We start from the raw sequence: 24,812 nt of genomic DNA, 5'->3' as shown, positions 1-24,812 counted from the left end.
CAATAGTTTATAAATCGAACCCTTACCATTTTTTCTTATAATATATTTCCAGGGCCATGAAAGGCTTGCAAACACAGGGTTGTATCAGCCTGATTTGTTATTTTTGCATTAAATATTCAGCAAATAACGCATACATGAATACCCGAAAATTAATAACCCTGGATGAATTCACGATCCAGGAGACCAGACAATTTCCGCAGGCAACAGGTGAACTGTCGGCGCTGCTTCGTGATATCGGACTGGCTTGTAAAATGATCAACAAGCAAGTATTGAAGGCCGGTCTTGTAGACATATTGGGCAAACATGGTGCCACCAATGTACAGGGCGAAGAGCAAATGAAGTTGGATGTATATGCCAACGAAACGCTGATCGCTGTGCTAAAAAACAGTAACGACTGCGCGGGTATCGCGTCTGAAGAAAACGATGATCATGTATGCTTCGACGATGAATATTCTGCCAATTCAAAATATATAGTACTATTCGACCCGCTGGACGGTTCTTCTAATATCGATGTGAACGCACCTATCGGTACTATCTTCTCGATCTACCGTCGCGTTAGCCCGATAGGCACACCTTGTACCAAAGAAGACTTCCTGCAGCCCGGCAATAAACTGATGGCTGCCGGTTACGTGATATATGGCTCGAGCACCATGATGGTATACGCCACAAAACTAAGCGTGAATGGTTTCACATTGGAACCATCTATCGGTGAATTCTGCCTGTCACATCCTAACCTGCGCTGCCCTGAGAAAGGAAAGATCTACTCGATCAACCAGGGTAACAGCTGCAAATACGATGCAGGCCTGAAGACTTACCTCGAGTATTGCATGGAAAACAACAAAGCAGACGGCCGTCCTTACTCGCACCGCTATATCGGTTCGATGGTGGCAGACATGCATCGCACGCTGATCAAAGGCGGTATCTTCATGTACCCTGCCGACAGCAGCTCGCCAAAAGGTAAACTGCGCCTGCAGTATGAGTGCAACCCTATGGCCTTCCTGATGGAAGCAGCAGGTGGTATCGCCAGCCACGGCGCAGGTAACATCCTGGATATCGTACCTACAGAACTGCACCAGCGCAGCCCGATATTCATCGGCTCGAAGAGCATGGTGGAAAAAGCACTGGAAATAACAAACGCTACGGCAACCGTAGCTTAATAAGGATACAATTGTTTGAAAGCCCTGCTTTGGCGGGGCTTTCCTATTTTTACCCTGTGCGCATCCTCGTCATTTTACTATTACTCTCATTGAGTCCGCAAGCTTATTGCCAGAAGCTGAAGCAGATGGCTATCGCTTTTTACAATGTAGAGAACCTGTTTGACACCATCAACGATCCCAATACTGATGATGACGCCTTTACTCCTAAAGGGACATACAAATACACAAACGATATCTACAAGCAAAAGTTGCACAATACGGCGTTTGTAATCAAGCAGATCGCAGAAAGTGGAACTGCGCCTGCGGTAGTCGGTCTTGCAGAGGTAGAGAATGGAGGCGTATTGACGGATTTGGTCAACAATGATCAGCTTAAAGTATATGGATACAAACACATCTCGTACAACAGCCCGGACCCGAGAGGAATAGATGTTGCCCTACTCTATCAGCCCAAACTCTTCAAACCTTTGACCAGCAAACCTATTGCTGTACGCATCGAGAACAACGGCCACACCGAAACCACACGCGATATCCTGTTTGTAACAGGAATACTAAACGGCGATACCGTGCACCTGTTCGTCAATCACTGGCCATCACGACGCGAAGGAAAGGGAGAAACAGCACCAAAGCGTAAGCAGGTGGCGGCTGTTAATAAGCAGATCATTGATTCGCTAATGAAGCGAAACCCGCTAAGCAAGATCATTGTTATTGGTGACCTCAATGATGACCCCACCGATGAAAGCATTGTGAGCACATTAAATGCAAACAGTGGCCGCGAACGTATAATCCCTTACTCGCTGTACAACCCGTGGGCTACTCTTTACACAAGCGGACACGGCACAACGGCTTATCAAAACAAATGGAATCTTTTTGACCAGGTCATCATTTCAAGAGCCTTTCTGAAAAAGAACAACGGGTGGCAATTTTTAAAGGCAGAGATATTCAACAAAGAGTTTCTAATAACACGCTCTGGAAAACAACAGGGATACCCATATCGCTCGTGGCGGGGATATCACTGGATGAACGGCTATAGCGACCATCTGCCAGTGTTATTGTACCTGGAGAAACACTAGGCAATATCTGTCTGCCTGCTTTTGTTAGACAGTACAGCCAACAAAGACAGGCTCAGGTAAAGCAAGGCACCAACTTTGTGCGTCTCGATGAGCTCGGAGAAAAAGTTGTTGATAAAACATGCGGCCAACAGCATTGCCAGCGCCAGCGTACACAACTTATAGAACCTGTCTTTAAACCGGTGGTAGGTTGACTGCGCCTGTGCAAAAGCAAGTGGAGTAAGTATTGCATAGAGCAGCATGGCAGGCCAGCCCTGTTCTGTAAGCATCAGCAGAAAGTAGTTGTGCGTGGTTGACCTTTCAGGATTATCGCTCACATAGGTTCTGAATGCAGGTACTGTGTAAGTCTTATAGTGCTCGATAAACCCATGCGGTCCAAACCCGGTCAGCGGGTGCTCAGTGCTCATCCTCACTGCTGCCACCCACCTATACACCCGTTCCATGCTCGACATATCCTGCCCCTGGAAAGTAGCGCGGATATGATCGCTGAGGTTGTGACGCATATAGGTATGTTCATAATCCGGGGTGAACTCCATATACATATTGTCGTGAGCGAAAAAGATCACGATCGCCGCGATGCACAGGTACATTGCCGGCATTACCCAGTTTACCAACCGGAAACGAATGCAGGCAGCCACAACCGCGGCAAAGGCAACACCCAATACTGCGGCCCGCGCATAGGTCAGGAACAATACGACCGAAAAAGCCGCAACTGCTAGAAACCCGACAATGCGCCACAACACCTTTTTGCCAGAAAGCAAAAAGGCCACAACCAGTACAGGGAACAACATCGACAAGATCGCACCGTACTCAACATGGTTGTAGTACAGCTTACCGATCGCGTGGTTAACTGATAAAAAACTATAGTCATGGGTTGAGTGTCGCCATGTAATTACAGCAATGGTTACAAATACCGGTAGTAGCAAAACCCAGAATACTGTTTTAATATCTCGCTTATCCTTGAATATCCATACAGGGAAAACATAAAAGCACACCAGGTACCAGCTTTTAGCAATAAAAAATTTGGCAGCAGGGAAAAAGAGTTGTGAGCACAAGACCGAAACCAACAACCAAAGAAACTGAAGCGAGATCAAAATGGTGATGGGATGTCTTAAAAACCATCCCGGAATGCTGTTAGGCCGATAGGCTAGCAGCAAAAGGAAAAGAAGAAAAAACAACCAGATCATCGGCTCGTCGGGGATCGAAGTAGATAGCACACCTCCGTCCAGCTCTATGTGCATCGAAAACGGGAGCGAACATAACAGTATCCAATATGCAGCTTTCCAATCGTAAGCAAGAACCAATAAGTAGAGATAAGCAAACGGCAGCAACAGCCATTCTACCCGTCCACCGAAAATAAATAACCCCATTCCGGCGAGCAGCGTAAGCAGCCCACCAGCGAGGACAGGTTTCCAGGTATAAGGTACGCGTTGCTCCATTAGACGCTGGCCGACCGGTTTTTATTGTAGGCCATTATCAAACTGAATAGAACACTAAAACCAAACCCGGTTATTGCGCAAATGATCGCAGATGTTATCCGGCCCGGTCCGTTGGCTTTCAACGGCGCAGCAGCCGTTCTAATTATCTTCGTCAGCGGCAATTCGTTCATTTTTGTGCCGGTTGTGTATTGACTAGCCAATGCAATATGCCAGGCACGATTAGAAACCGTCTGGTCTTTTATCGATTCCAGGTTCTGGATCTCTTCCAGTCCTTCTGCAAATCCGGGCTTTCCTGTATATTTTACATTGCTAACAATGATATTGGAACGTGCAGGACTAACGATATCATAAATGCTGTATTTATCCCTGAGAGCAACCAAAGAATCCGTCAGCACAGCAATAGAACTGTCCTCTTCGGTTATTTTAACCAAGATCGATTGGCGCATGCTCATTCGCGTATCGTTATAAAATCCGCGCAGAGCATTGTCGAGTACCGCAACATAGTAATTGGCGATAGCGGCTGATCGGGCAGCACTGGTGTCGGTGTACCGAAGAAGAAGGCTTTTAGATGGTGTGCGAACTATCTTTAGATTACCAGCCAACTGTTTTCTTAGCGAAAACAGGGCCATTTCTTTGTCACCCTCTACTTTATATGTCCGCAGCAGATCGAACCTCTGTATGACCTCTTGCTGCACAGAATCCGATTCAGCCAGCAAAATAAGCCTGTTCACGTCGTCCTCATTAGCGAAATAGTCGAGGAACTTGGATTCGTTGTTGTAAAGGAAATTACGATCAGAGTAAAAAGGGTTTTTCAGAAAAAATTCGGTTTCGGCCTGGTATCTCTTTGTCCGCAGGCTAGCCAGTAAGAGGCCGGCAATTGCGCTGCAAATCGTGATAACAATAATAAGGCGCCTATACCTGTATAGCGTTGTGCCAACTTGATGCAGGTCGTAGCGGTAGGGTGCTGCCATTTTCGGTGTGATTTTGAATGCCAAAGATAATAACGCATAACTGTATGTCACATTGCGTATTGGATTCTATCTTTAAATAATAATTATGAGAGAGCCTATCCGTCAATATGATGAACATCCGGAACACCTTAGTTACCTCGATTCCGTTCGCGGCTTAGCTGTCCTGTGGGTAATGTTTTTCCATTACATCAATCAGCGATTTCATGAACACAGCATGGCGAAACTCGCATCATTCGTGTTCAATGGTGAGACCGCGATATTCCTGTTCGTGCTCAGTGGCTTTGTTTTGTCCTATAAATATATTGTCCTTGATCACGAGCTTGACATCCGCAAATTCTACATTCAAAGATTTTTACGCTTCTGGCCGGCGTTCTTTGTTGCTGTATCGATAAATGCGCTCTACCAATACCGTCACGACCTGAGCATTCATAACCTAACAGATCAATTCTTATTCAATAAGGGCCAGTTTTGGGAAGAAGCGTCTCTCTTCAGGTATAGCCCGGGGTTTGAGCGGACGCCACAATACTACTTGCCCGGATGGGCGTTGGTGGTGATACTTTCCATGTCCTTCCTACTACCATTCATGATAGCCCTGGCGCACAAGAGCTGGCGATACCTGCCGTGGATGATGCTAGCCTTTACACTTATCGGGATCAACATGGGGAATAAGTATGTATACCACATACATTTTGCCTTAGGCGTACTCATCAGCTGTTGGTTTGTACGCATCAGCTCCGGAAATTTACGCAAACTCAGAATATACAAATACCACCATTTGCTGTTAGGCCTCGCTGTAATGCTGTTCTCTATGCGGCAACTGGGCAGGATCAACAGAATAGAAATCTATGGCCCCTGGTATAAATACTGGATCCAGACCTTTCTCGGCATCGACTTTTCTTTTTATTCCGCCATCGCCTCTTTAATATTTCTTATTGCCATCATTGACTCGCCTAGAGTAAGGCGATTATTAAGCAACAGTAGCCTACATTTTTTAGGCAGAATATCTTATTGCCTTTACCTGATGCATTGGGTAGTGGTGGTAGCCATATTTGACAATTGGAACCTGATCGCACCTTTGTTTCCCAACACAATAAGCGCGGTCTGTATAATGATGGTAGTTTGCACAGCAGTATCAATCGCTTTGGCAACAGTTCTGCACTATACTGTTGAACTTCCATCCATACGGTTTAGCAAACGGGTGACATCCAAACTCAAACCGTCGCTCATAATAAAGAAAGAGGCACCACCTGTTCCACACAAGCACATCACAGAAAAAATTAAGGCCGGCTAAGAGTAGCCGGCCCTTTTACTTCTTAGCATAGAAGTAAATGAAGCATTGTTAAATATTATCGCACCACGTTAAATGGTTTACTAATAGTCATACCAGCAGCCGTCGTTGCGCGGATCAGGTAGTGGCCATTTGCAAAGCTGCCCACGTTCACTTCCTCTTTCTGCTTCAGGTCTGCGTTGCCGCGGTATACCACCTGGCCAACTGCATTAATGATCACTACGTCGCTGAACTTAACATCGCCTGTAGAGGTCAGTGTTATATAGTCGCTGGCTGGGTTTGGATATACGGTGAACTGTACATCTCCATTTGCCGTTTCGCCTACACTAACTGGCAGTTTCAGCATAGCTGTATCTGTACCGCAATCATTGAACACGACCAGTTTCACTTCGAACTCAGGGATAGAGAACGTGTGTGTTGCTGTCTTAGCGGTATCAGTTGTATTGTCGCTGAACATCCACAGGTAGTTCTTCACGTCTGTAGGACCGCTTGGGCTGAATTGGTAAGTGCTACCATTCTTCACATAAGAGATACCGAGTACTGCTGGTAGCGGGTTAACTGTAACTATGATATTATCTGAACCTTTACAGTTAGGACCTGCATCCACTGCAACGGTATAAGTACCAGACTGCAGTTTGTTGTAGATCGTGATCTGCTGAGTTGTATCACCCGTGCTCCACAGGTATTTAGCACCGGGATAACCGGCGTCCAGAACAAATGGAGTGCCCTCGCAGAACGATGTATCCTGGCCAAGGTTTACCTGGATCGGACCTTCACTCACTGTTACCACAGGTGAAGTACTAGAACAACCCATACCTTTCACCATCACCGTATAGCTACCGTGGGTGTTTACCTGGTAAGTTGGCTGAGTAGCTGATGGTATAAGGTTACCGTTCAGGTACCACTGGTAAGTTTGGTTAACTGCTGTTGCTGCGTTCAGTGTCAGGTTGCCGCCAGTACAATACGTCAGCGGGCCGCTAGCTGATACCTGTGCTGCAGGTGGAGCAACAATAGTTACCAGGAATGCCAGTGAAGTAGCAGTTACGTTAGCAGAGTTAGTGATCTTAACTGTGTAGTCGCCGGCGCCAGTAGCTGTGTAAGACGAGCCGGTAGCACCCGGAATATCTACATAGTTGAACTGCCATTGGTAAGTGTAACCAATACCTGTGTTCGCATTCAGGACAACACTGCCACCGGGACAGAAGATACCCGAACCGCCAGGAGTGATGATAGCAGAGAACAGCGTACCATCCTCAATACCGGTCATGTAGCCCAGGTTGGTCATACTTGCCTGTATGATGTTGCGATTAACATCCACGCTGCTCAGGGGGCTGTTGTATGCCTGCCATGGCTGCGGATTCAGCTTTTTCACCATGCGGATATTCGCTTCAGTTGGTATCGTACCTCTCCATGGATCGTCATAGTAAATATCTGCAGTAAAGTCGTAAGTACTGTTAGCTGCATTCACATCAGTATAGAAGTACATAAAGCCAACGTTTGCCGGGAAGCTCGGAGGAACTGTACCCGTGTATTGCCGTATGTCAACAACATTAGGTATCTGCGAGTTTGGCTTCCAGTCAAGAACGGCAACCGTATCCTGTCCAAATGTGAATACTTGTTTACCAACCGCAGGGACAGCAGGAGTTGCTATAGCCAATGGCGGTGTTGAGTTCGGTACGAATTCGTACGCACCTATATCAGGTACGCCTGCTGCCAGGGTAGTGACACGTGCGTTGCCTTCAAGATCAGCATTATTGGTGGCAATGTGCATACCACGACCATTCAACGACCATGAAGCAGAATCGTTTGCATTGGGGTGAGCGTCACCAGTGGCGCTTATAACACCCGGATTATAGCAAAGCGAGTTTTTATCGACACCGCTATATGTACGCCATGCCTGCAAAGTTTGCACCTGGCTGGTCATACCGTTATATATGTGGTTGCCGTTAGATGCATAGTAGTTATTGTAGTCAAACGTGTTATTGTAACCAATACCCGGACTCAGATACGCGCTATAAGCAGATGTTGAGGTGCTAAAGTTAGCGATCAGGTTATTGCGCATCCAGTTGTTTGAATAAGACGAGCTATAGAGGTACGCGTAAAGTGCATAGCTCGATGAATAGGTGCTCGTCATCAAAATCGTATTGTTGTATATCGAGTCGTACTGGCCATATGACGCATACATACCGTACGCTGTAGAAAGCGAGCCAAAGTTACCTATGACAGCGTTGTTGTAAATGTTGCTGTAATACATACTTGACGCATACCAGGCATATCCATAAGTACCATTCACTTTGATTTCGTTGTTATACACGTTGGTGTACTGGGCCGCATATCCAAAGTAGTTATTGACATAACCGGTTGAGTTCAGGTTGATCTTATTGTTATACATATCTGTATAGTACGGATTGTACATATAGCAGTATACAGTAGAACCAGAACCATTGATAGTATTGCCTGCAAACTTACCTCGAACCGTGTTTGAGCCACCCTGGTTCAAATAGTAGAGACGTATCGGATACACAGGTCCAGTCGCATTTACTGTATTACCAATAAAATCCGATGAAGTAGTACCCGCTGCGTAGTTATACATCATATCAACGCCATAGTAAACAGGTGATGACAAAGTGAGCGTATTACCGCGCACTTTTGTACCGTAAGTGTAATACAAAGACATGCCGTAGTAGTACTGTCCTGAAAGTGTATTACTGTCAACGATGTTCTTGGTCGCAGCCCCACCACTATTCCAGTATATGCCATAATACCCGCCGATAATGGTATTTTTCAGAAGCACGTTCTCAGTACCCGAGAATGATGGGTAATATCCTTGCACCACGGCTGCATTTGCGCCTGAAGAACCAGATGTTGGCGCCTGCAGGATACAACCCACAACAGAGTCGTATGACGCGGAACCGCCCATCGCAATAGCTGTAGAGAAGCTACCATTGGTAGTTACCAGTTTAAGATTGCGTACGGTTATATTAGATATATTATCCAGTCCAAATACCGCGTTGTTGTTTGCATTGGACGCAGCGTGGGTGATCACCACATTAGCTGTTACACCAGATTCTGATTGGAAAGTAACCCGGTTTACGGCGCTGCTACCTTGCAGTGGTGCGTCTATCTTACCACCGTCTGTATAGTTACCGTCACGAATGTTGAACACAACCGGGCCGCAGATACCGAAACTATTCAGATCGTTTATAGCGTCAACCACAGTAGGATAGTCAGGTGTTGTACCACCAATAGTATATGTACCGTTGAGCGATGGCTTGATGGTAAATTTCAGCGTATCGTCGCTGGTTGCGGGATCTGCCACGTTGTTCGGGTTGAAGGTATACACAACGAAGCTGATGGCGTTTGAATTCGGGAAAGTTACATTACCCAGGGATATAATGGCTTCGTTGCCTTGTGCGCTACCGAGTGTATATATAGGTGTAGTGTAGCTGATCGTAGTTTGGGGTGCGCCATTTTTGGTCCAGCCGATTTTTACTGAATTCAGCACATTGTTACCGTTGTTCTTGATCTTCACTTTTACCTCCTGTGTACTTGGTGCACAGAAAGCAGTCACTGGCGCCACCAGCTCAGCAGCTGATGCATTATTGGGAACATCGGTCATTGTATGCAGGCCGAATGTGGTCATGGCAGTGCTATTATTGAAATTCAGCACAGGATTGGTTGAACTTTGCGGATTGCTGAATACAGTCCATGGGTTGCCACCATCTTTCTTCACCAGCCTTAAGCCACTTTCACCGATGGTAGTACCGGTTTGCGGGTCTTTATAGTAGATCTTCACATCGTGCATAGCGCTTGAAGCTGCGATATCAGTGTACAGGTACATTGAGTTGGCAGCAATGAACGAAGGAGGCTGCACACCGCTGTATTGTTTTACATCGATAGTTGATGGCACCGAGGCGCTTGCATCCCAGGTTACAGTAGCTACCGTGTCCTCACCCAGGGTGAATACTTGTGTAGTACCGGCGGCAGGCGATGCGGGAGTAGCAGCGGCCGATGGCGGAGTTGATGTTGGCGCGAACTCATAGGCACCAATGTCCGGAACACCAGCTGCTTTAGTTACTACGCGTGTGTTTCCTGCAAAATCTTTATCGTTACCGGTGATGTGTACACCACGGCCATTCAGCGACCAGCTGGAACTGTTTGCAACGTCCGGTATATAATTGTCACTTGAAGGATTTGTAAAGCCAGGATCATACATGATCGAATTCATGTCTTGTCCTTTAGCAATTCTCCATTGCGATAGTGTACTGAAAGTACCGCCACCTACAAATTTTGATGAACCACCCACAAAGACGTTGTTGTAATCGCTGTTAAGGTTAGTCAAATCGCCAGACTGGAAGTTTAAACCACTACCGCTGGAATTGCTATTGTAGAATATATTATTGCGCAGCTTCATGAAGTATGGCTGGCCATTTGATGAGCCGCTATTATATGCCTGCAATACATAACCTGAAGCATTTTTACAAACAAGTGTATTGTTGTAAAGATTTTGATCAAAAGGATTGTACGAGTAGAATGCATAGTTAGACTGGCCCTTAGCAATGATGATGTTATTCGAATAAGTGAAGCCATCGTTGTAATAGGCGTAGATACCATAAGCAGTACCGTTGGTTGCATTCGCTTTGATAACATTCCTGTTGATAAGGTTGTTCTGGTACATACTCTGCCCACCGTATAAATACAAGGCATATACCGTGTATAACCCATTAGCAGTCCATTCATTGTCTTCAAACACCATGTTGCTTGGATAGTACATGTAGGTTGTAGCAGAGCTGTTTGTACACGTTAGTACGACCTTGTTCTTTTTAAAGTTCAGGTTATTCAACGTCTGAATGCTCCAGTACATGTAATTGGGAGCAGTAAACGTGAAGTCATTATTCTCCATGTTTACGTTAGCAAGATTATACCAGCTGCCGTAATAATACTGGCACGTAAAGTTCAGTGTATTGCCGACAAAATCGTGACTGCCTGCGTTCTGGTAATAGTTATAGATATAGTAGTTACCAGTTGCGTTTACTGTATTACCAGCTATAGAGTCATAGTTGATGCTGGTAAAGTACAATGGATAAATATAACCATACGTATAGGTATTGTTCAGCGTCAGGTTGTTGTTGTTAAACTTGGCGTAGTTGCCTGACGGTCCGTTAGAATAGTTTGCATAAATACCATAGAGAGAGCTACCTGTAGAAGACGCAGTGATGTTATTTCCTGAAAAATCAAGTGCACCGTGGCAGTAATAGAGATAGCCAGCGTAGAAGGTTGCGCTACCTGACCATGTAATGGTATTATTGGTGAACTTGATACCATTGGTATAGTAGGCATACAAACCGTAAGAATACGGATTTGTGAAAGTGTTGTTGTCAAAAGTAAAGTCAGCTATCAGGCCTGAGCTGCTACCAGACAAGTACACACCATAGTAACCGCTGTTAACGGTGCTTCCTTTCATCACGTTGCCTGTACCATTGAATGGACTGATGGCATAGATACCAGTTCTGCTTGAGCCCGAAGTACCAGCCATGGTAAGGGTACAATTAATGATCGAGTCATGCGATGCATCTCCTTTGAATTCAAACACACGACCATAGGTGGTGTTCAAAGTCTGGATGGTCAGATCCCTGAATATAAAGTGCCTCGCACTATCCATCAGGAATATGTAGTTGGCAGATGAGCTGCTACTGTAGTTGATAGTTACATTGGCAGCATTATTTGTTTCAGATTTGAACGTAATAGTATTAATAGCACTGGCACCCGTAACAGGTTTCAGAACCGTACGCTCCGTATACGTACCATTGCGTATATCAAACACGACCGGTCCGCATACACCATAGTTATTCAGGTCAGTTACCGCAGCAGCGATGTTTGAATAATTAGGCGTTGTACCACCAATGGTATATGTACCGCTAAGTGACGACCTCAATGAAACTGTAAGCGTATCATCATTGGTAAACGGATCGGTGTTACCGTTAGGCGAATACGTCCACACTCTGATCACTTTCGGTGCCGTACCAAAATTTACTGTTCCCAGCGATACGGTCGCAGTATTACCCAAACCGCTACCCAACGTGTTGATCTGCGTGGTATAGCTAACCGGCGATTGGACAATACCGTCAACGCTCCAGCCTACCTGCACACTGTTCAGCACATTGTTACCGCTATTCTTGATCTGGGCTATCACAGTCTGGTTGCCAGAACAGAATGGAGCAACAGGGTTTGTCAATGCATTAGTTCCCGCGTTGTCGCCCTGATCAACACCGGTATGCAGACCGAAATTGCTGCTACCAGTTGTTGTAATGATGTTGCGGGTTGTATTAGCCGAGCTAACACCAGCAGCGTACACGATCCATGGGTTTGCACCATCTTTCTTAGCTAGCCTCAGCGATGCTTCGTTGCCGGTACTGCCCGCCCAGGGATCCTGGTAGTAGATATTAGATGTATGAGCAAAAGTACCCGATGGCACATTCACATCAGTGTAGAAATACATGTTGTTGCTGCTTACTGCAGATATACCTGCTGGAGCTGTACCTGTATATTGTCTTACCGTAACAGAGCTGGGCACACTTGCACCCCAGGCAATAGTAGCAACAGTATCCTGCCCCAGTGTAAATGTCTGGGTACCACTAGCGACCGGCGAAGCAGGTGAAGCACTTGCTACCGGCGGTGTGCTTGTGGGCGTGAATTCATGGGCACCAATATCCGGCACACCTGATGGCCTGTCTATAACACGGGTATTACCGTTAATGTCTTTGTCATTACCTGCAATATGAATACCACGGCCATTGCGCGACCATGAATTTGCACTTGCAGGGTCCGGAGCCAGGTCATTTACGTTGCCTGAGGTGGCACTGATATAACCCGGGTCATAAACAAGCGAATTCTTGTCTTTACCGGTTGATGTGCGCCAGCCCTGCAGGTTATTGTATGCTGCAGTGGTAGAAGAGCTCTCGAGGATATTACCTGAAGACGCGTAGTACAGATTGTTGTCCATAGCCGACAAGCCTGCGTTGCCGATAGACGCCAGGAAACCGTTAGTACCTGTACGCGAGAAGATGTTATTATAAATAGTATTTGTGCCGCTTGATGGACTTATCTGGAAGCTATAGTTAGTGCTCCCGGTAGCGCGACTGTGGAATGTGTTGTTATAAAACTTGTTATTACCAACCAATGAAGTTGCATAAAAACTGCGGTTAGTACCGGAAGTACTGGTTGTGATCACATTATTAAATACACGTAACCCCATATCCGGAGTACCAGTTGTGCCTGAAACGTAAACTCCGTAAACAGTACCGCTGGTGGAACTTACGTTGATCTTATTCCCAGATAATTCAAGATTGGTGTTGTTTGAAGTGTATTGCGGATAAAAGCCATAAATAGATCCACTTGTTGAAGTGACATTCACCGTATTGTTCGAAACCTTGGTATTATCGCTGTACATCAGGTACGGATAGTAGCTACCGCTACCGGTGCTGATGTTGATCGTGTTGCTATCTACTACTGCTCCATGCGACTGGTAAGTATAATAAGCATATACAGTTGTAGACGAATTGATGGTAATATTATTACCAGTAAACACGAGGCCTGGCGTAGTCTGGTTGTAGATATAAGTTGTTGAGATAGCAGAAACGTTGATGGTGTTATCCCTGAAAGTCAGATAAATTGAACCATTGTTCCAGATAGGATAAGTGGTGGTCGAAATACCTGTTTGTGTCAGTTGATTGTTAGCAACCAGTGGTCGTTTCGTCGGATCGGTAGCGCTACCCTCACAATTGCCGTGATACAGGCCATAGCCTGAATAAGAGCAGTTGCTGATATTGATGACGTTACCTGTACATTCATATGCATCGTTTGCATAGTTGCAATATATAGAATAGCTATACGGTCCAACCTTAGTAATGGTATTATTACGGATCTTAAAATCGCGGGTGTAGGTCGTATATATAGGCATATAATACTGACCAGAGATGTTATTGCCTTCAATAACAAAGTCATTCTGTGCAGCACCAACGCTTGACTGGTATATATAGAAACCACTACCACCATTGGTAATGTTATTATTCTTAAACACCATATTGGATGCAGCACTGCTGTATGCCTGCACCAACGCGCCATAATAACCGGTGTACGTAGAGCTAGGTCCCGACAGGTTACAATTCACAACGCTGTCGTACGAGGCTGCGCCCGTGATATTTATCGCCGTACAATAAGTACCATTGGTGGGCGTCAGGGTAAGCTGCCTTATAGTAACATACTTAGCGCTGTTCAGCTTAAATATATGGTTGTTACTTGTAGACATTGCCGACGCCGTGATGGTAACGTTTGCCGCATTATTGCTTTCCGACTGGAAAACGATGCGGTTAGTAGCACTGGCTCCTGCCACCGAATTGATGACAACCTGGTCGGTATAGTTACCGTCGCGAATATTAAAGACGACAGGTCCGGACACGCCCTGGCTATTCAAGTCGGCAACAGCCGCTGAAAGCGTTGCGTAGTTGGGGCTTGTACCGCCAATCGTGTAGGTACCGCTGAGCTGTGCGGAGGCCGTGACCGCGAGCAGGCAGAACGCCACCAACAGCATTAAAGGCCGACAAGTGTTTAAGTGCTTCATCACAACTATTGTTTAAATGTTTAGAATTTAACAGACATATCACATATGCGCGTTTCGCCGCTATGTGGCGCCAATAAAGGTAGAGAGGGCTTTTCGCGCTGTCGGTTAAAAGGCTATTAACCAACAATTAAAAAGCAGTGAAGCAGAGTTTAAGATTAGATTAAAACACAACAGTCGAGACCAACAAAAACCATAACATAGTGCTTATTTGTCGCGCGTAGTAGCCCTGTTTACTAATGGAAAAGAGTAAGATTAAAATCAGATTGAAAGCAGAAGAGAAAAAACATTAAAGAAAGTCGGCAGTTTTTAATGTTTTTATGAGTCATTGTGCAACACGTATTATTCTACTCGCTGTCGACCAATGTTGCCCGTACCTTTCTAAACAGAATATCCGACAATATTCAAAAGAACGCGCATACTTCTATCCGGCCATATTGACTTAGCCATTAAACATTTACCTGTTTAGATTTATTAATATTGGCAGACCTACCTCTAACTCATGAATGCTACGCCACACCAAGCAGCCGTATATTTATCGAGGAAAAATTCAGCCACAGTGTCCGGAAATTAGCTACGTTGCGCGATTAATAGAATTCCAGCCAAGGCTCAACACACCTTTAATACCGCTCACATGAAACCAATCACTACCATATTGACCTGCTTTGTGGCCAATATGCTTTGCCTCTCAGTTTATGCACAAACGCAGCAGAGCAATTACTTGACCTTTAAGAAAATTTCATTCGGTACCATCCTGCTTTGCGCGGTGATCATATTCCTGGCGCTTGTTGCTATCTACCAGTATCGAAAATTCAAAAAGGTTTCGCGACAGCTAAAACAGAGAACAGCAGATGAGGAAAACATTCTCAACAATCTCACCTCTGAACAAATAGAAGCACTACTCAGATCAAAGGGACAGAGCGGGAAAAACCCCGAGAGCAGTGGAGGAAGCGGTAGTGGTTTCAAAGCGATGTTGCTACTTATCGCATTATTCTCACCGGACTGGATCATAGCACAAGATGCAAACCAAAAACAGCTGATGACCCAACCGGGGATCATCATTACAGTTTTGCTGCTGTTATTGCCTTTGCTATTTGCGGCCATACTCATTATTGCCAAGGCAAACAACGCAATGAAAAGAATGGTGGCAGAGAAAAAAAGAACACAGGCAAACTCGCTTGCAGAACAGCTAACTAAAATAGACCAGGTCCAGCTAAAGCACGAACTCGAGCAACGCGAAATAGGCGTAAAAGCAGCGCACCAGGTGGGCGAGCTCTCAGGTAGCGCTATGCCCGCAGATGTGAAAGGTATCCTTCAAAACGTTCATCCCGAACAGGAAGTACACTTCACTGCTGTGAAAAAGAGGGCATCAACACGACCTCCAGTCGATCCCGCACTCGCAAAGCTGGTTGTATGGTACCTTGGCTGCGCCGCCTTCTGGCTTGTCGTCGGCACAGGCATTGGTGAGTATGTCGGCATTAAGTTCATAGCCCCCGATGCAGATCACGTCAGCTGGCTGAGCTTTGGCAGGCTCCGGCCTGTGCATACCAATATGGTTTTCTGGGGCTGGGCCTCGCTTGGTATCATCGGCTTAGGTTACTACGTTATCTCTACAGTAAGTAATACAAAGTTGTACAATATCAAAATGGGCTGGATCACATTAGCGTTCATCAATGCACAGGTGATACTCGGTACTATATCATTGATGGCAGGTATTAACAACGGTGGCGGCGAATTCAGGGAATATATCTGGCCGATAATGGCTCTTTTTGCAGTAGGGTTGATTCTTGTACTAGTAAACCTCTTTGCAACGGTTGGAAACCGCACAACAAAAGAGATCTACATTTCAAGTTGGTACATCATTGGGGCGCTGATGTTTACGGTTATCATTGCCCTCACCGCTTATTTGCCTTTCTGGCAAAACGGGCTCGGAGAAACAATCATCCAAGGTTATTATATGCACTCCGGCGTTGGTATGTGGTTTACCCTTTTCACGCTGGGCTTGCTTTATTACTTCATTCCGCAGCAGCTTAACCGTCCCATATACGCCTACAGTTTAGGCATCTTAGCATTCTGGACACAAGTTCTTTTTTACACTGTCATCGGTACACACCACTTTATTCTAAGTCCCATACCCTGGTGGCTGCAAACCGTGGCTATTGTCGGCAGCGCAGGAATGATCATTCCGGTAATTGCAGCCACACTCAATTTTATGATGACCTTCAAAGGGCAGTGGCACAAAGTGAGCAATAGCTATACGCTGCCATTCTTCCTAACTGCGGCAGTATACTACATTGCCGTGAGCCTGCAGGGTACTGCAGAAGCGTTCCGCTACAGCAATATGCTTTGGCACTTCACCGACTTTACGGTAGCCCACTCGCACCTTGGTTTTTACGGCATCATCACTTTCGCTATCTGGGGGGGCTCCTATGCCATTGTGCCGAGGCTAACGGGCAAAGAACCTCCGCACCATCTCGTTGGCGCGCACTTCTGGCTGGCATTCATAGGGCTGCTGCTATACGCCATCCCGCTCATGGTCGGCGGAACTATACGTGGCACCATGTGGATGAACGGAGAACCTTTCATAAATAGCGTTGTCAAAATGTTTGACTATTGGCTCTGGCGTGCTATCGGGGGCAGCCTTATGTTCATATCGCACGTTATCTACCTGTATAACTTCTACAAGATGACCGCCAGCCGAACAGAAGAAATAGACGTAGGAACCGAAGCCATGAGACAATTGGCCAATCAATCGCCATCTTCTTCAAACTAACCCGTGTAATTGACTAAAGCTTATCACTATGTCGATCTTTCACGACCATCGAAAACTCTTTGCACTAGCCGGATCGTTGTTCCTGTTCCTAACTTACTTTGTTGCGATCAGGCCCGCTCTTGTAAACCAAAAGAACAATTCGCCTCTTCCCGGCACAGAGCCCTTGCATGGCGATGTGCTGGCGGGCAAGAAGATATACATAGCAGAAGGCTGTGTAGCTTGCCATACACAGCAGGTACGGAATGTAGACATGGACAAAGCATTTGGCTCCCGGCCAGGTATACCTGCCGACTACGCACATATACGCAGAACCAGCTTATGGGCTAATACAGCCACACTAACAGGAACAGAGCGGACAGGCCCCGACCTTACAGACGTAGGCAACCGGCAACCGAGCAAAGACTGGAACCTGATGCATTTATTCAACCCAAGATCAGTGGTGGCTGAATCGATAATGCCTAGTTATGAGTGGCTATTTGAGATCAAGAAAAATCCCGGCAAGAACGATGTCATCGTCAACGTGCCGGCGCAATTCCTGTCGGGACGAAAAGGCAAAGTGATAGCCACGAAGAAAGCACTACAATTGGTAGCTTACCTGCAGTCGTTGAAGCAAGCAGCCCTACCGGGAGACATCAAGCCGCAACTCTTCTTATATAAAAGACCCGAAAAGAAAACCACCGGCGCAAAAGGAGCAACAGCTGCCGAGGGAAAAACACTATACGAAGCAAACTGTCAGAGCTGCCACCAGCCAACGGGTGAAGGATTGGCCGGAGCATTCCCTCCATTGAAAGGCAGTCCCATTGTAACGGGCGACAACCTGGAACTATATGTAGACATTATCATGAACGGATACGATGCACGGCCAGAGTTTGGTGTAATGGCCGCGGTCGGAACAAATATGTCGTTTACCGAAAACGATGTAGCAGCCATTATTAATTATGAGCGCACAAGCTGGGGCAACAATGGCAAAACGGTTACACCAGAGGAAATAAAGAAGCTGATGGATTTTGTCAAAATAAAAGCAGCAGCCAAATGAAAGTGTTGATACTTTTTATTGCGGTCATGATAATGCAGCTGATGGTAACAGCCTGTCCCGTTTGTGAACGCAACAAACCGAAGACTTTGAAATACATCTCCATCCACGGCACCGGCCCCGAGAGCAATTGGGATTACGTGATCGTTATAGTTACGGCAGTGATCGCGCTTGTATCTCTGTTTCTCACTATCAAATGGCTCATCCGCCCCAAAGAGGACAATAAGGACCATATCAAATATTCATTTTTAAATCCCGAACAAGATGCGTGACCAATGTACTGTCAAGATCTTTTTGGACAATGAAACCCAACCGTTAGGCGAATTCAAAGCCCCTGTTAGCTTTGATTTGGACACAAGCAAGCTGACCGACGGCAGGCATACATTAAGGATCATAAGCCTGAGCAATAATGGCAGTGAAGGAATTAGAAATATTGCATTCGAGGTCCGTAACGGCCCAGCGATCGATATAGAAGGCATCCATGAAAATGCTGTCGTTGATGGAATACTCCCGCTTATGGTACACGCTTACAGCAAAGGCGATCAAAAAAAATTCCTGATAGAAGGCAGCGAAACACCCCGTAGTATACCTGCATGGCTGTGGGTAGTTATTGTTCTACTATTGGGTTGGGGAATGTATTTCTTTATTACCTCGCTGAATATGGCATTGTGATCTAATACTGACCGATAGATACTTTGATTAGAACAAACCAGAAAGCCCTGCAGTCCGATTATTTAAACTTAGGGGTCAACTTTTTAATATACAGACTAACCCCTGCACGCGCCAGCTGATACGGAAAGTCATTAATGCCATATTCGTATTAGGTAAAGTAATCTGCCATCCCTGTCATATAGGAAAGCTTGGCGGTATACACAAACGGAGCATCTCCCTGTTCAGGATCTCTTATCGACATGGTTGCCACATTCAACGCCAGAAAGGTATCAATAGAAAAAGCCTTGCAATATTGCAAGGCTTTCATTTTGTGTGGTGTGGGCCGGAATCGAACCGGCGACACAAGGATTTTCAGTCCTTTGCTCTACCAACTGAGCTACCGCACCAACTCCCCGTTGGGGGATGCAAAAATAGAAACAAAAGGTGAATTTCCAACACAATTGTTTTAATAATTTTTTTAGCTCCAATTATTAGCAATTATCTATACATGATAGATTAACTGGCCCTGCTGTATTTTTGGCGCACTATGGATGTTAGCGCGTGGCTCAGTTTATTTAAAACAGGGATTGCTCAAACCAGTATTATCGAGTGGATAGCGGTGATCTTCAGCATTGCCAGTGTATTGCTGGCCAATCGCAACAATGTGCTGCTCTATCCCACAGGCATAGTCAGCACGTTAATATTCATCTACCTGATGGGCAAGCCATCCACCGGCTTATACGCCGAAGCCCTGCTTAATTTCTATTATTTCATAATGAGTGTGTATGGCTGGTGGCGTTGGCAGAAGAATAAAGAAAATGAAAATGCTATAGCCATAACACATAACTCTAAAAAGGACTGGCTGATAACCATTGCCATTGCAACCATCGGCTGGGCCGTATTCTATTTGTTACTGTCCCACTTCACAGACTCAACCGTTCCGGCCATCGATGCTTTTGTATCAGCTACGGCTTGCGCAGGCATGTGGCTGCTGGCCAAACACAAAGTAGAGAACTGGGTATTGCTGAACATCTCCAACATCGTAGCCATACCGCTACTCGTTTATAAAGGGCTGGTACTCACATCGGCACTTACGGTCTTCCTGTTTATTGTAGCGGTACTAGGATATATCAGGTGGTCGAGGTTGTACGAATTGTCGCATCAAAAACAACAAGCAGCCTGATGCAGGTAAAAAAGATCGTCGTAATAGGGCCCGAATCTACAGGCAAAAGTACACTCAGCGAAATGTTGGCTGCTTCTTTAAAAACGGTGTGGGTGCCTGAATATGCGCGCGAATATTTGGAACAGCGTGAAGGCGTCTATGAAGAGAGCGACTTGCTGGAGATCGCAAAAGGTCAGCTGAAGCTGGAAGATGAACAACTGGCGAAAGCAAATAAATTCCTCATCTGCGACACCGACTTATATGTGCTTAAAGTATGGAGCGAACACAAATATGGTCGCTGCCATCAATCCATACTTGACGAAATATCACGACGACACTATGATATGTACCTGCTTACGGACATCGACATAGAATGGCAGGACGACCCGTTACGTGAGCATCCATTACCGGAAATGCGCCAGTATTTTTTCAATATATACCGTGATATAGTGGAGAACAGCGGCGTGCCATGGGCGTTGGTCTCATCGACACCGGAAGAGAGGCTAAAGGCTGCATTAAAAGCCATCAACAGCTTAATATAACTTGCGCTTCAGCCAGGCGCGCCAAAGCTCACTGCGTATTTGCCTGCGTTGAGGCGTCGTCAATGGTCCTTTATACAAGGCGCCACGTCTCAGGAAAAACTTATTGAAGGTAGATTGGTTAATGCCCCATTTCATCAGGAACTGCTTTCGTCCGTTGTTCTTTTTGATGCGGTACAACGATTTCGACTGGAAGTGATACACCTTGCTCCTGCCCACGCCTTTAAATATCCTGCAGCCTGCCTGCCACATCTTCATAGCAAAATCATCATCGCTACTCAGGCCGGGACTAAACTCGATGCTGTACCCACCTGTTATTTGCCAATACTTCTTATGGACGATAGTTGGAGGCCAGGCAGAACCATTCCAGTCCGGTTTTTCAAGCCGCTCATAGGCCGACAACAATCCCGCTTCGTCAAACGATGTTAGGTCTTTTCCAAAATCCTGAACCACCACAGAACGATTGCCCGATTCATTTGGCTCTATCATCGTTGACGACAACATGAACATATCTGTGCCAAGTGTTTTTATTTCGTCAGCCAAGTGCTTGTCCCAACCGGGGCACACGTACATATCATCATTCATGTATACGATATAGTCGTGCGCGGCAAGCCCTGCTGCTGTATTTACAGCCACACAAATGCCTGCATTGGTGTCAGTATGAGTAAAATCCAGCCGTTGCTCCTCAGCCCATTGTTTTGTGCCATCTGAACCATCATTGATATGCAGTATCACCTGGTGGTTCATCGTGGAGTTTTTCCGGATGCTTTCCACACAGAGTTTTACGAAGTCGACATTATTCCAGGTAGGGATGATAATAGAGAACATGCCATGCAGGTTACCGATGCAAATTAGCTAAAGTATTTCGCATACCTTAGCCATAGCTTTAGTCTAATATATGCTGCTGCACATCCACCCCGACGATCCCCAACCCAGGAACATCAAAACAGTCGTTGACTGCCTTAAAGGTGGTGGTGTCATCATCTACCCTACCGATACCATCTATGGTCTTGGGTGCGATATATATAATACGGCGGCCATAGAACGTATCTGCCGCATTAAAGGAATAGAGCCTAAAAAAGCGCAATTCAGCTTTGTCTGCACCGACCTTGCACACCTGAGCGACTATGCCAAAAGTGTGAGCACGCCAATCTTCCGGCTGCTAAAGGCAGCGCTACCCGGTCCGTACACATTTATCCTCGAAGCCAGCAAACAGGTACCCAAAATGCTCAAGACAAAAAAGGACACTGTTGGTATACGCATCCCCGACCACAATATTACTCAAGCCATTGTCCGTGAGCTGGGTAACCCCATCATGAGTGTTTCGCTTCCTATGGATGAGGACGTAGAATATTACACCGATCCCGAACTGATGCACGAGCGATTTGCCAAACTGGTTGATATAGTGATAGATGGCGGATCTGGAAACACTATTTCCTCTACGGTTATCGATTGTACTTCCGGCGAAGCACAATTAGTACGCGAGGGTGCTGGCGATTGGGAAAATTTGCTGGGATAAAGTTTCTTTGTGCTCATGTACACGAGCCAGGATGAACAGCGCCTTTACCAGCAGGCAAAAACCTTATTGACTAGTGAAAGTGGCAATGTTGAGCAAGACATCGAAGCCCTGCGCGAGGTGATCAATTATGCCGACTGGAAATACTATGTGCAAAGCGAGCCTGTGCTGGCCGATGTTGAATATGATACGCTGTTCAAAAAACTGAAAGGACTCGAAGAACAATACCCGGAGCAGGTAACAGCCGATTCTCCTACACAACGCGTGGCACTTGGCTTGAGCGAAAAATTTCCTGCGGTGAGCCACCTGGTGCCGATGCTCAGCCTCGATAATACTTATAATGCCGACGACCTGCGCGACTGGGACCGCCGCTGCCGTGAGCTGGCCGGTACCGACCAGATAGAATACTGCGCAGAGCCAAAATATGATGGCGCCAGCGTTTCCGTAATATATGAAGATGGTAAGTTGACCCGTGGCGCTACCCGTGGCGATGGCATCATGGGCGAAGATGTGACGGTAAACATCAAACAGATCCGTTCCATGCCTTTGTCTGCTGGCTTTACAAAAGAAGGGATCTCGCAGATAGAGATACGCGGTGAAGTAGTGATACATAAAGATGTATTTGCAGAATACAACCGTCAACGCGCTGCCGAAGGTTTAAGCCCGTTGGCCAACCCGCGGAACGCAGCATCTGGCACCCTCCGTATCCTCGACCCACGCGAAGTGGGCAAACGGAAACTGTCGGTTACACTATACCATATTAGCGACTACACGCTGGAGCGTGGCAAAGACGTTCCTGCAAAACTGCATACACACTACGACTCGCTGGAGTACCTGTATTCGCTGGGCTTTCCAACGCCAGTGCGCGAAATGAAACGCTTCAGCAATATTGAGGACGTTATTAAATTCTGTGATGAGTTTGAACAAAAGCGCGATGACCTGCCCTTTGAAGTAGATGGTCTGGTGATCAAAGTAAACCAGTTCGACCTGCAGGACCGTATGGGTATGACCACCCACCACCCACGCTGGGCTGTGGCTTATAAATTCAAAGCACGACAGGCCACCAGTAAGCTGCAACGTGTAGAATTTCAGGTCGGCCGTACCGGCAGCGTGACACCTGTAGCCAAAATAGAACCCGTACCGATTGGCGGTGTTACCGTTACGTCTATTTCGCTGTTCAACGAAGATGTAGTGCGCGAAAAAGACCTGCACATTGGAGACACTGTGTTAGTGGAACGCGCAGGTGATGTAATTCCTTATATAGTTAAACCGCTCGCAGAACTGCGCGACGGCAGCGAGGAAAAGATCGTTTTCCCAACACACTGCCCTGTGTGTAACGAGGCGCTGGAACGACCGGAGGAGGAAGCTGTGTGGCGTTGTATCAATATCAACTGTCCTGCGCAGGTGGTAGAGCGCATCATACACTTTGCCAGCAAGGATGCTATGGACATCCGTAACCTGGGCGGTGCCAACATTCTTAAATTCTACGACCTGGAATTATTGAAAGACATTCCGGGCATATACCATCTTGATTTCGACAAGATAAAACAGCTGGAAGGCTTCGGCGAAAAGTCTATAACTAATCTCCGCACGGCAATCGACAACTCTAAAAAGCAACCGCTTAACCGCGTAATATTTGGACTAGGCATACGCCATGTGGGCGAGACGATGGCCAAAACATTGGCGAATGCCGTCAATCACATCCGCGAGCTATACGACTGGGATGAAGAGAAACTGGTGTCGCTGGAAGATGTGGGACCGAAGGTAGCAGCCTCCGTTGCTCACTTCTTCCACAATCCCGAGAACAGGCACATGATAGACCTGCTGGAAAAAGAAGGCGTGAACCTGGAAAGCCACCACAAAAGCCAAAGACAGGCCGAAGGTGGATTATTAGGAAAAACATTCCTGTTCACCGGCACGCTCAGTCACTTCAAACGGAGCGATGCGGAAGCTATGGTAGAAGATAAAGGCGGAACGTTACTCAGCGGCGTAAGCAGCAAACTCAACTATCTTGTAGTAGGTGAAGATGCCGGCTCTAAACTGGAAAAAGCCAAGAAACTCGGCACAGTAACCATTCTTACCGAAACCGAATTTCTTGAACTAATTACCAAATAAAATGAGCGCCAAAAGAACTACCGTTGCGATTAATACAATCAACAGTGCTGTCAGATCAATAATTCCCAAAACATAGCCGGCAATTCCTAAACCCTTTAACGGCGCATCGCTTTCCGATCCCTTTACGCCCGTTATGATAGCAGCTATGCCCATTCCTGTAGCTAACGCTAACAGTGTCAATGCCGCGGCTGGCGCAAAGGCTGCTACTGTAATTGCGCCCGCGCCCGTAAAACCAAGAGCAAAGGAAACGATGTTCAATACCTTACCCTTCGTTTCCGTTATGTCGCGTGTGGGCTTCAGGGGTAAGTGGAATCTTTCTATTGCGGTGTTAACCAGCTCATCAAACGATCGCCGCTCTGTCTTTGCAGATATCTCTTCGCCAGCTTTTATCGGGAACGCTGCATAGGCAGTCCGTTCCGGAAACGTGAGCATCATTGACAGACATACGATGGCGTAAATAAAGTTTTTCATAGGGGTTAACTGT

At 46.3% G+C, this 24,812-nt stretch carries 17 protein-coding genes and 1 tRNA gene; 11 read left to right on the top strand and 7 right to left on the bottom strand.

The window, feature by feature from the left end:
• The first annotated feature begins 134 nt into the window (after positions 1-134).
• Together fbp and P2W83_RS09355 are read left to right on the top strand one after the other, a co-directional pair.
• Positions 135-1,157, top strand: coding sequence for a class 1 fructose-bisphosphatase (gene fbp, locus P2W83_RS09360; protein ID WP_276133457.1), 1,023 nt, complete (start codon positions 135-137; stop codon positions 1,155-1,157).
• Positions 1,158-1,213: 56 nt separating this feature from the next.
• Positions 1,214-2,227 carry an endonuclease/exonuclease/phosphatase family protein gene (locus P2W83_RS09355; RefSeq protein WP_276133456.1) on the top strand — a complete coding sequence of 338 codons (1,014 nt, stop codon included), beginning with the start codon at positions 1,214-1,216 and terminating at the stop codon, positions 2,225-2,227.
• On the opposite strand, the gene P2W83_RS09350 is transcribed toward P2W83_RS09355, so the two are convergent.
• Together P2W83_RS09350 and P2W83_RS09345 are read right to left on the bottom strand one after the other, a co-directional pair.
• Positions 2,224-3,663 carry an O-antigen ligase family protein gene (locus P2W83_RS09350; RefSeq protein WP_276133455.1) on the bottom strand — a complete coding sequence of 480 codons (1,440 nt, stop codon included), beginning with the start codon at positions 3,661-3,663 and terminating at the stop codon, positions 2,224-2,226. The genes P2W83_RS09355 and P2W83_RS09350 overlap by 4 nt on opposite strands.
• Positions 3,663-4,634: a GumC domain-containing protein gene (locus tag P2W83_RS09345; RefSeq protein ID WP_276133454.1), complete on the bottom strand. Its 972-nt coding sequence runs from the start codon at positions 4,632-4,634 to the stop codon at positions 3,663-3,665. Before P2W83_RS09345 ends, P2W83_RS09350 begins: the two co-directional genes overlap by 1 nt.
• Before the next feature lie 85 nt (positions 4,635-4,719).
• On the opposite strand from P2W83_RS09345, the gene P2W83_RS09340 reads away from it, so the two are divergent.
• The gene (locus P2W83_RS09340) at positions 4,720-5,925 is read left to right on the top strand and encodes an acyltransferase family protein (RefSeq protein ID WP_276133453.1); all 1,206 of its coding nucleotides are present in this window, start codon (positions 4,720-4,722) and stop codon (positions 5,923-5,925) included.
• A gap of 55 nt (positions 5,926-5,980) precedes the next feature.
• Here the strand turns inward: P2W83_RS09340 and P2W83_RS09335 are convergent, their stop codons facing one another.
• Entirely contained in the window at positions 5,981-14,542 is an 8,562-nt protein-coding gene (locus tag P2W83_RS09335; RefSeq protein WP_276133452.1) for a T9SS type A sorting domain-containing protein, read from the bottom strand.
• Positions 14,543-15,173: 631 nt separating this feature from the next.
• On the opposite strand from P2W83_RS09335, the gene P2W83_RS09330 reads away from it, so the two are divergent.
• From P2W83_RS09330 to P2W83_RS09315, 4 genes are read left to right on the top strand one after another with little or no spacing between them, the layout of a single operon-like run.
• The gene (locus P2W83_RS09330; RefSeq protein ID WP_276133451.1) at positions 15,174-17,312 is read left to right on the top strand and encodes a cbb3-type cytochrome c oxidase subunit I; all 2,139 of its coding nucleotides are present in this window, start codon (positions 15,174-15,176) and stop codon (positions 17,310-17,312) included.
• A gap of 28 nt (positions 17,313-17,340) precedes the next feature.
• Positions 17,341-18,348 carry a cytochrome c gene (locus P2W83_RS09325; RefSeq protein ID WP_276133450.1) on the top strand — a complete coding sequence of 336 codons (1,008 nt, stop codon included), beginning with the start codon at positions 17,341-17,343 and terminating at the stop codon, positions 18,346-18,348.
• On the top strand, positions 18,345-18,617 hold the full coding sequence (locus P2W83_RS09320; protein WP_276133449.1) for a hypothetical protein: 273 nt from the start codon (positions 18,345-18,347) through the stop codon (positions 18,615-18,617). The genes P2W83_RS09325 and P2W83_RS09320 overlap by 4 nt, the downstream gene beginning before the upstream one ends.
• Positions 18,610-19,017: a cytochrome C gene (locus P2W83_RS09315; protein WP_276133448.1), complete on the top strand. Its 408-nt coding sequence runs from the start codon at positions 18,610-18,612 to the stop codon at positions 19,015-19,017. The genes P2W83_RS09320 and P2W83_RS09315 overlap by 8 nt, the downstream gene beginning before the upstream one ends.
• 148 nt (positions 19,018-19,165) lie before the next feature.
• On the opposite strand, the gene P2W83_RS09310 is transcribed toward P2W83_RS09315, so the two are convergent.
• Together P2W83_RS09310 and P2W83_RS09305 are read right to left on the bottom strand one after the other, a co-directional pair.
• The gene (locus tag P2W83_RS09310; RefSeq protein ID WP_276133447.1) at positions 19,166-19,324 is read right to left on the bottom strand and encodes a hypothetical protein; all 159 of its coding nucleotides are present in this window, start codon (positions 19,322-19,324) and stop codon (positions 19,166-19,168) included.
• A 6-nt stretch (positions 19,325-19,330) separates the two neighbouring features.
• Positions 19,331-19,403, bottom strand: a tRNA-Phe gene (locus tag P2W83_RS09305).
• 140 nt (positions 19,404-19,543) lie between these two features.
• On the opposite strand from P2W83_RS09305, the gene pnuC reads away from it, so the two are divergent.
• Together pnuC and P2W83_RS09295 are read left to right on the top strand one after the other, a co-directional pair.
• Positions 19,544-20,179 (top strand): nicotinamide riboside transporter PnuC, encoded by a 636-nt coding sequence (gene pnuC, locus P2W83_RS09300; protein WP_276133446.1) that lies wholly within the window; start codon positions 19,544-19,546, stop codon positions 20,177-20,179.
• Positions 20,179-20,700 (top strand): ATP-binding protein, encoded by a 522-nt coding sequence (locus tag P2W83_RS09295; protein ID WP_276133445.1) that lies wholly within the window; start codon positions 20,179-20,181, stop codon positions 20,698-20,700. Before pnuC ends, P2W83_RS09295 begins: the two co-directional genes overlap by 1 nt.
• Here the strand turns inward: P2W83_RS09295 and P2W83_RS09290 are convergent.
• A complete protein-coding gene (locus P2W83_RS09290) occupies positions 20,692-21,525 on the bottom strand; it encodes a glycosyltransferase family 2 protein (RefSeq protein ID WP_276133444.1) in 834 nt (277 codons plus the stop codon). The two genes, P2W83_RS09295 and P2W83_RS09290, sit on opposite strands and share 9 nt — an antisense overlap.
• Before the next feature lie 70 nt (positions 21,526-21,595).
• Between P2W83_RS09290 and P2W83_RS09285 the strand changes: the two genes are divergently transcribed.
• Positions 21,596-22,216, top strand: coding sequence for an L-threonylcarbamoyladenylate synthase (locus P2W83_RS09285; RefSeq protein WP_276133443.1), 621 nt, complete (start codon positions 21,596-21,598; stop codon positions 22,214-22,216).
• A 15-nt stretch (positions 22,217-22,231) separates the two neighbouring features.
• Entirely contained in the window at positions 22,232-24,328 is a 2,097-nt protein-coding gene (gene ligA, locus P2W83_RS09280; protein WP_276133442.1) for an NAD-dependent DNA ligase LigA, read from the top strand.
• On the opposite strand, the gene P2W83_RS09275 is transcribed toward ligA, so the two are convergent.
• Positions 24,314-24,799, bottom strand: a complete 486-nt coding sequence (locus P2W83_RS09275) for a hypothetical protein (RefSeq protein ID WP_276133441.1) — start codon at positions 24,797-24,799, stop codon at positions 24,314-24,316. The two genes, ligA and P2W83_RS09275, sit on opposite strands and share 15 nt — an antisense overlap.
• Positions 24,800-24,812: the final 13 nt, after the last annotated feature.

The organism is Polluticoccus soli, assembly GCF_029269745.1.
In the GTDB taxonomy this organism is placed as follows: Bacteria; Bacteroidota; Bacteroidia; order Chitinophagales; family Chitinophagaceae; genus Polluticoccus; species Polluticoccus soli.
This window is presented reverse-complemented; position numbering and strand designations above follow the sequence as displayed.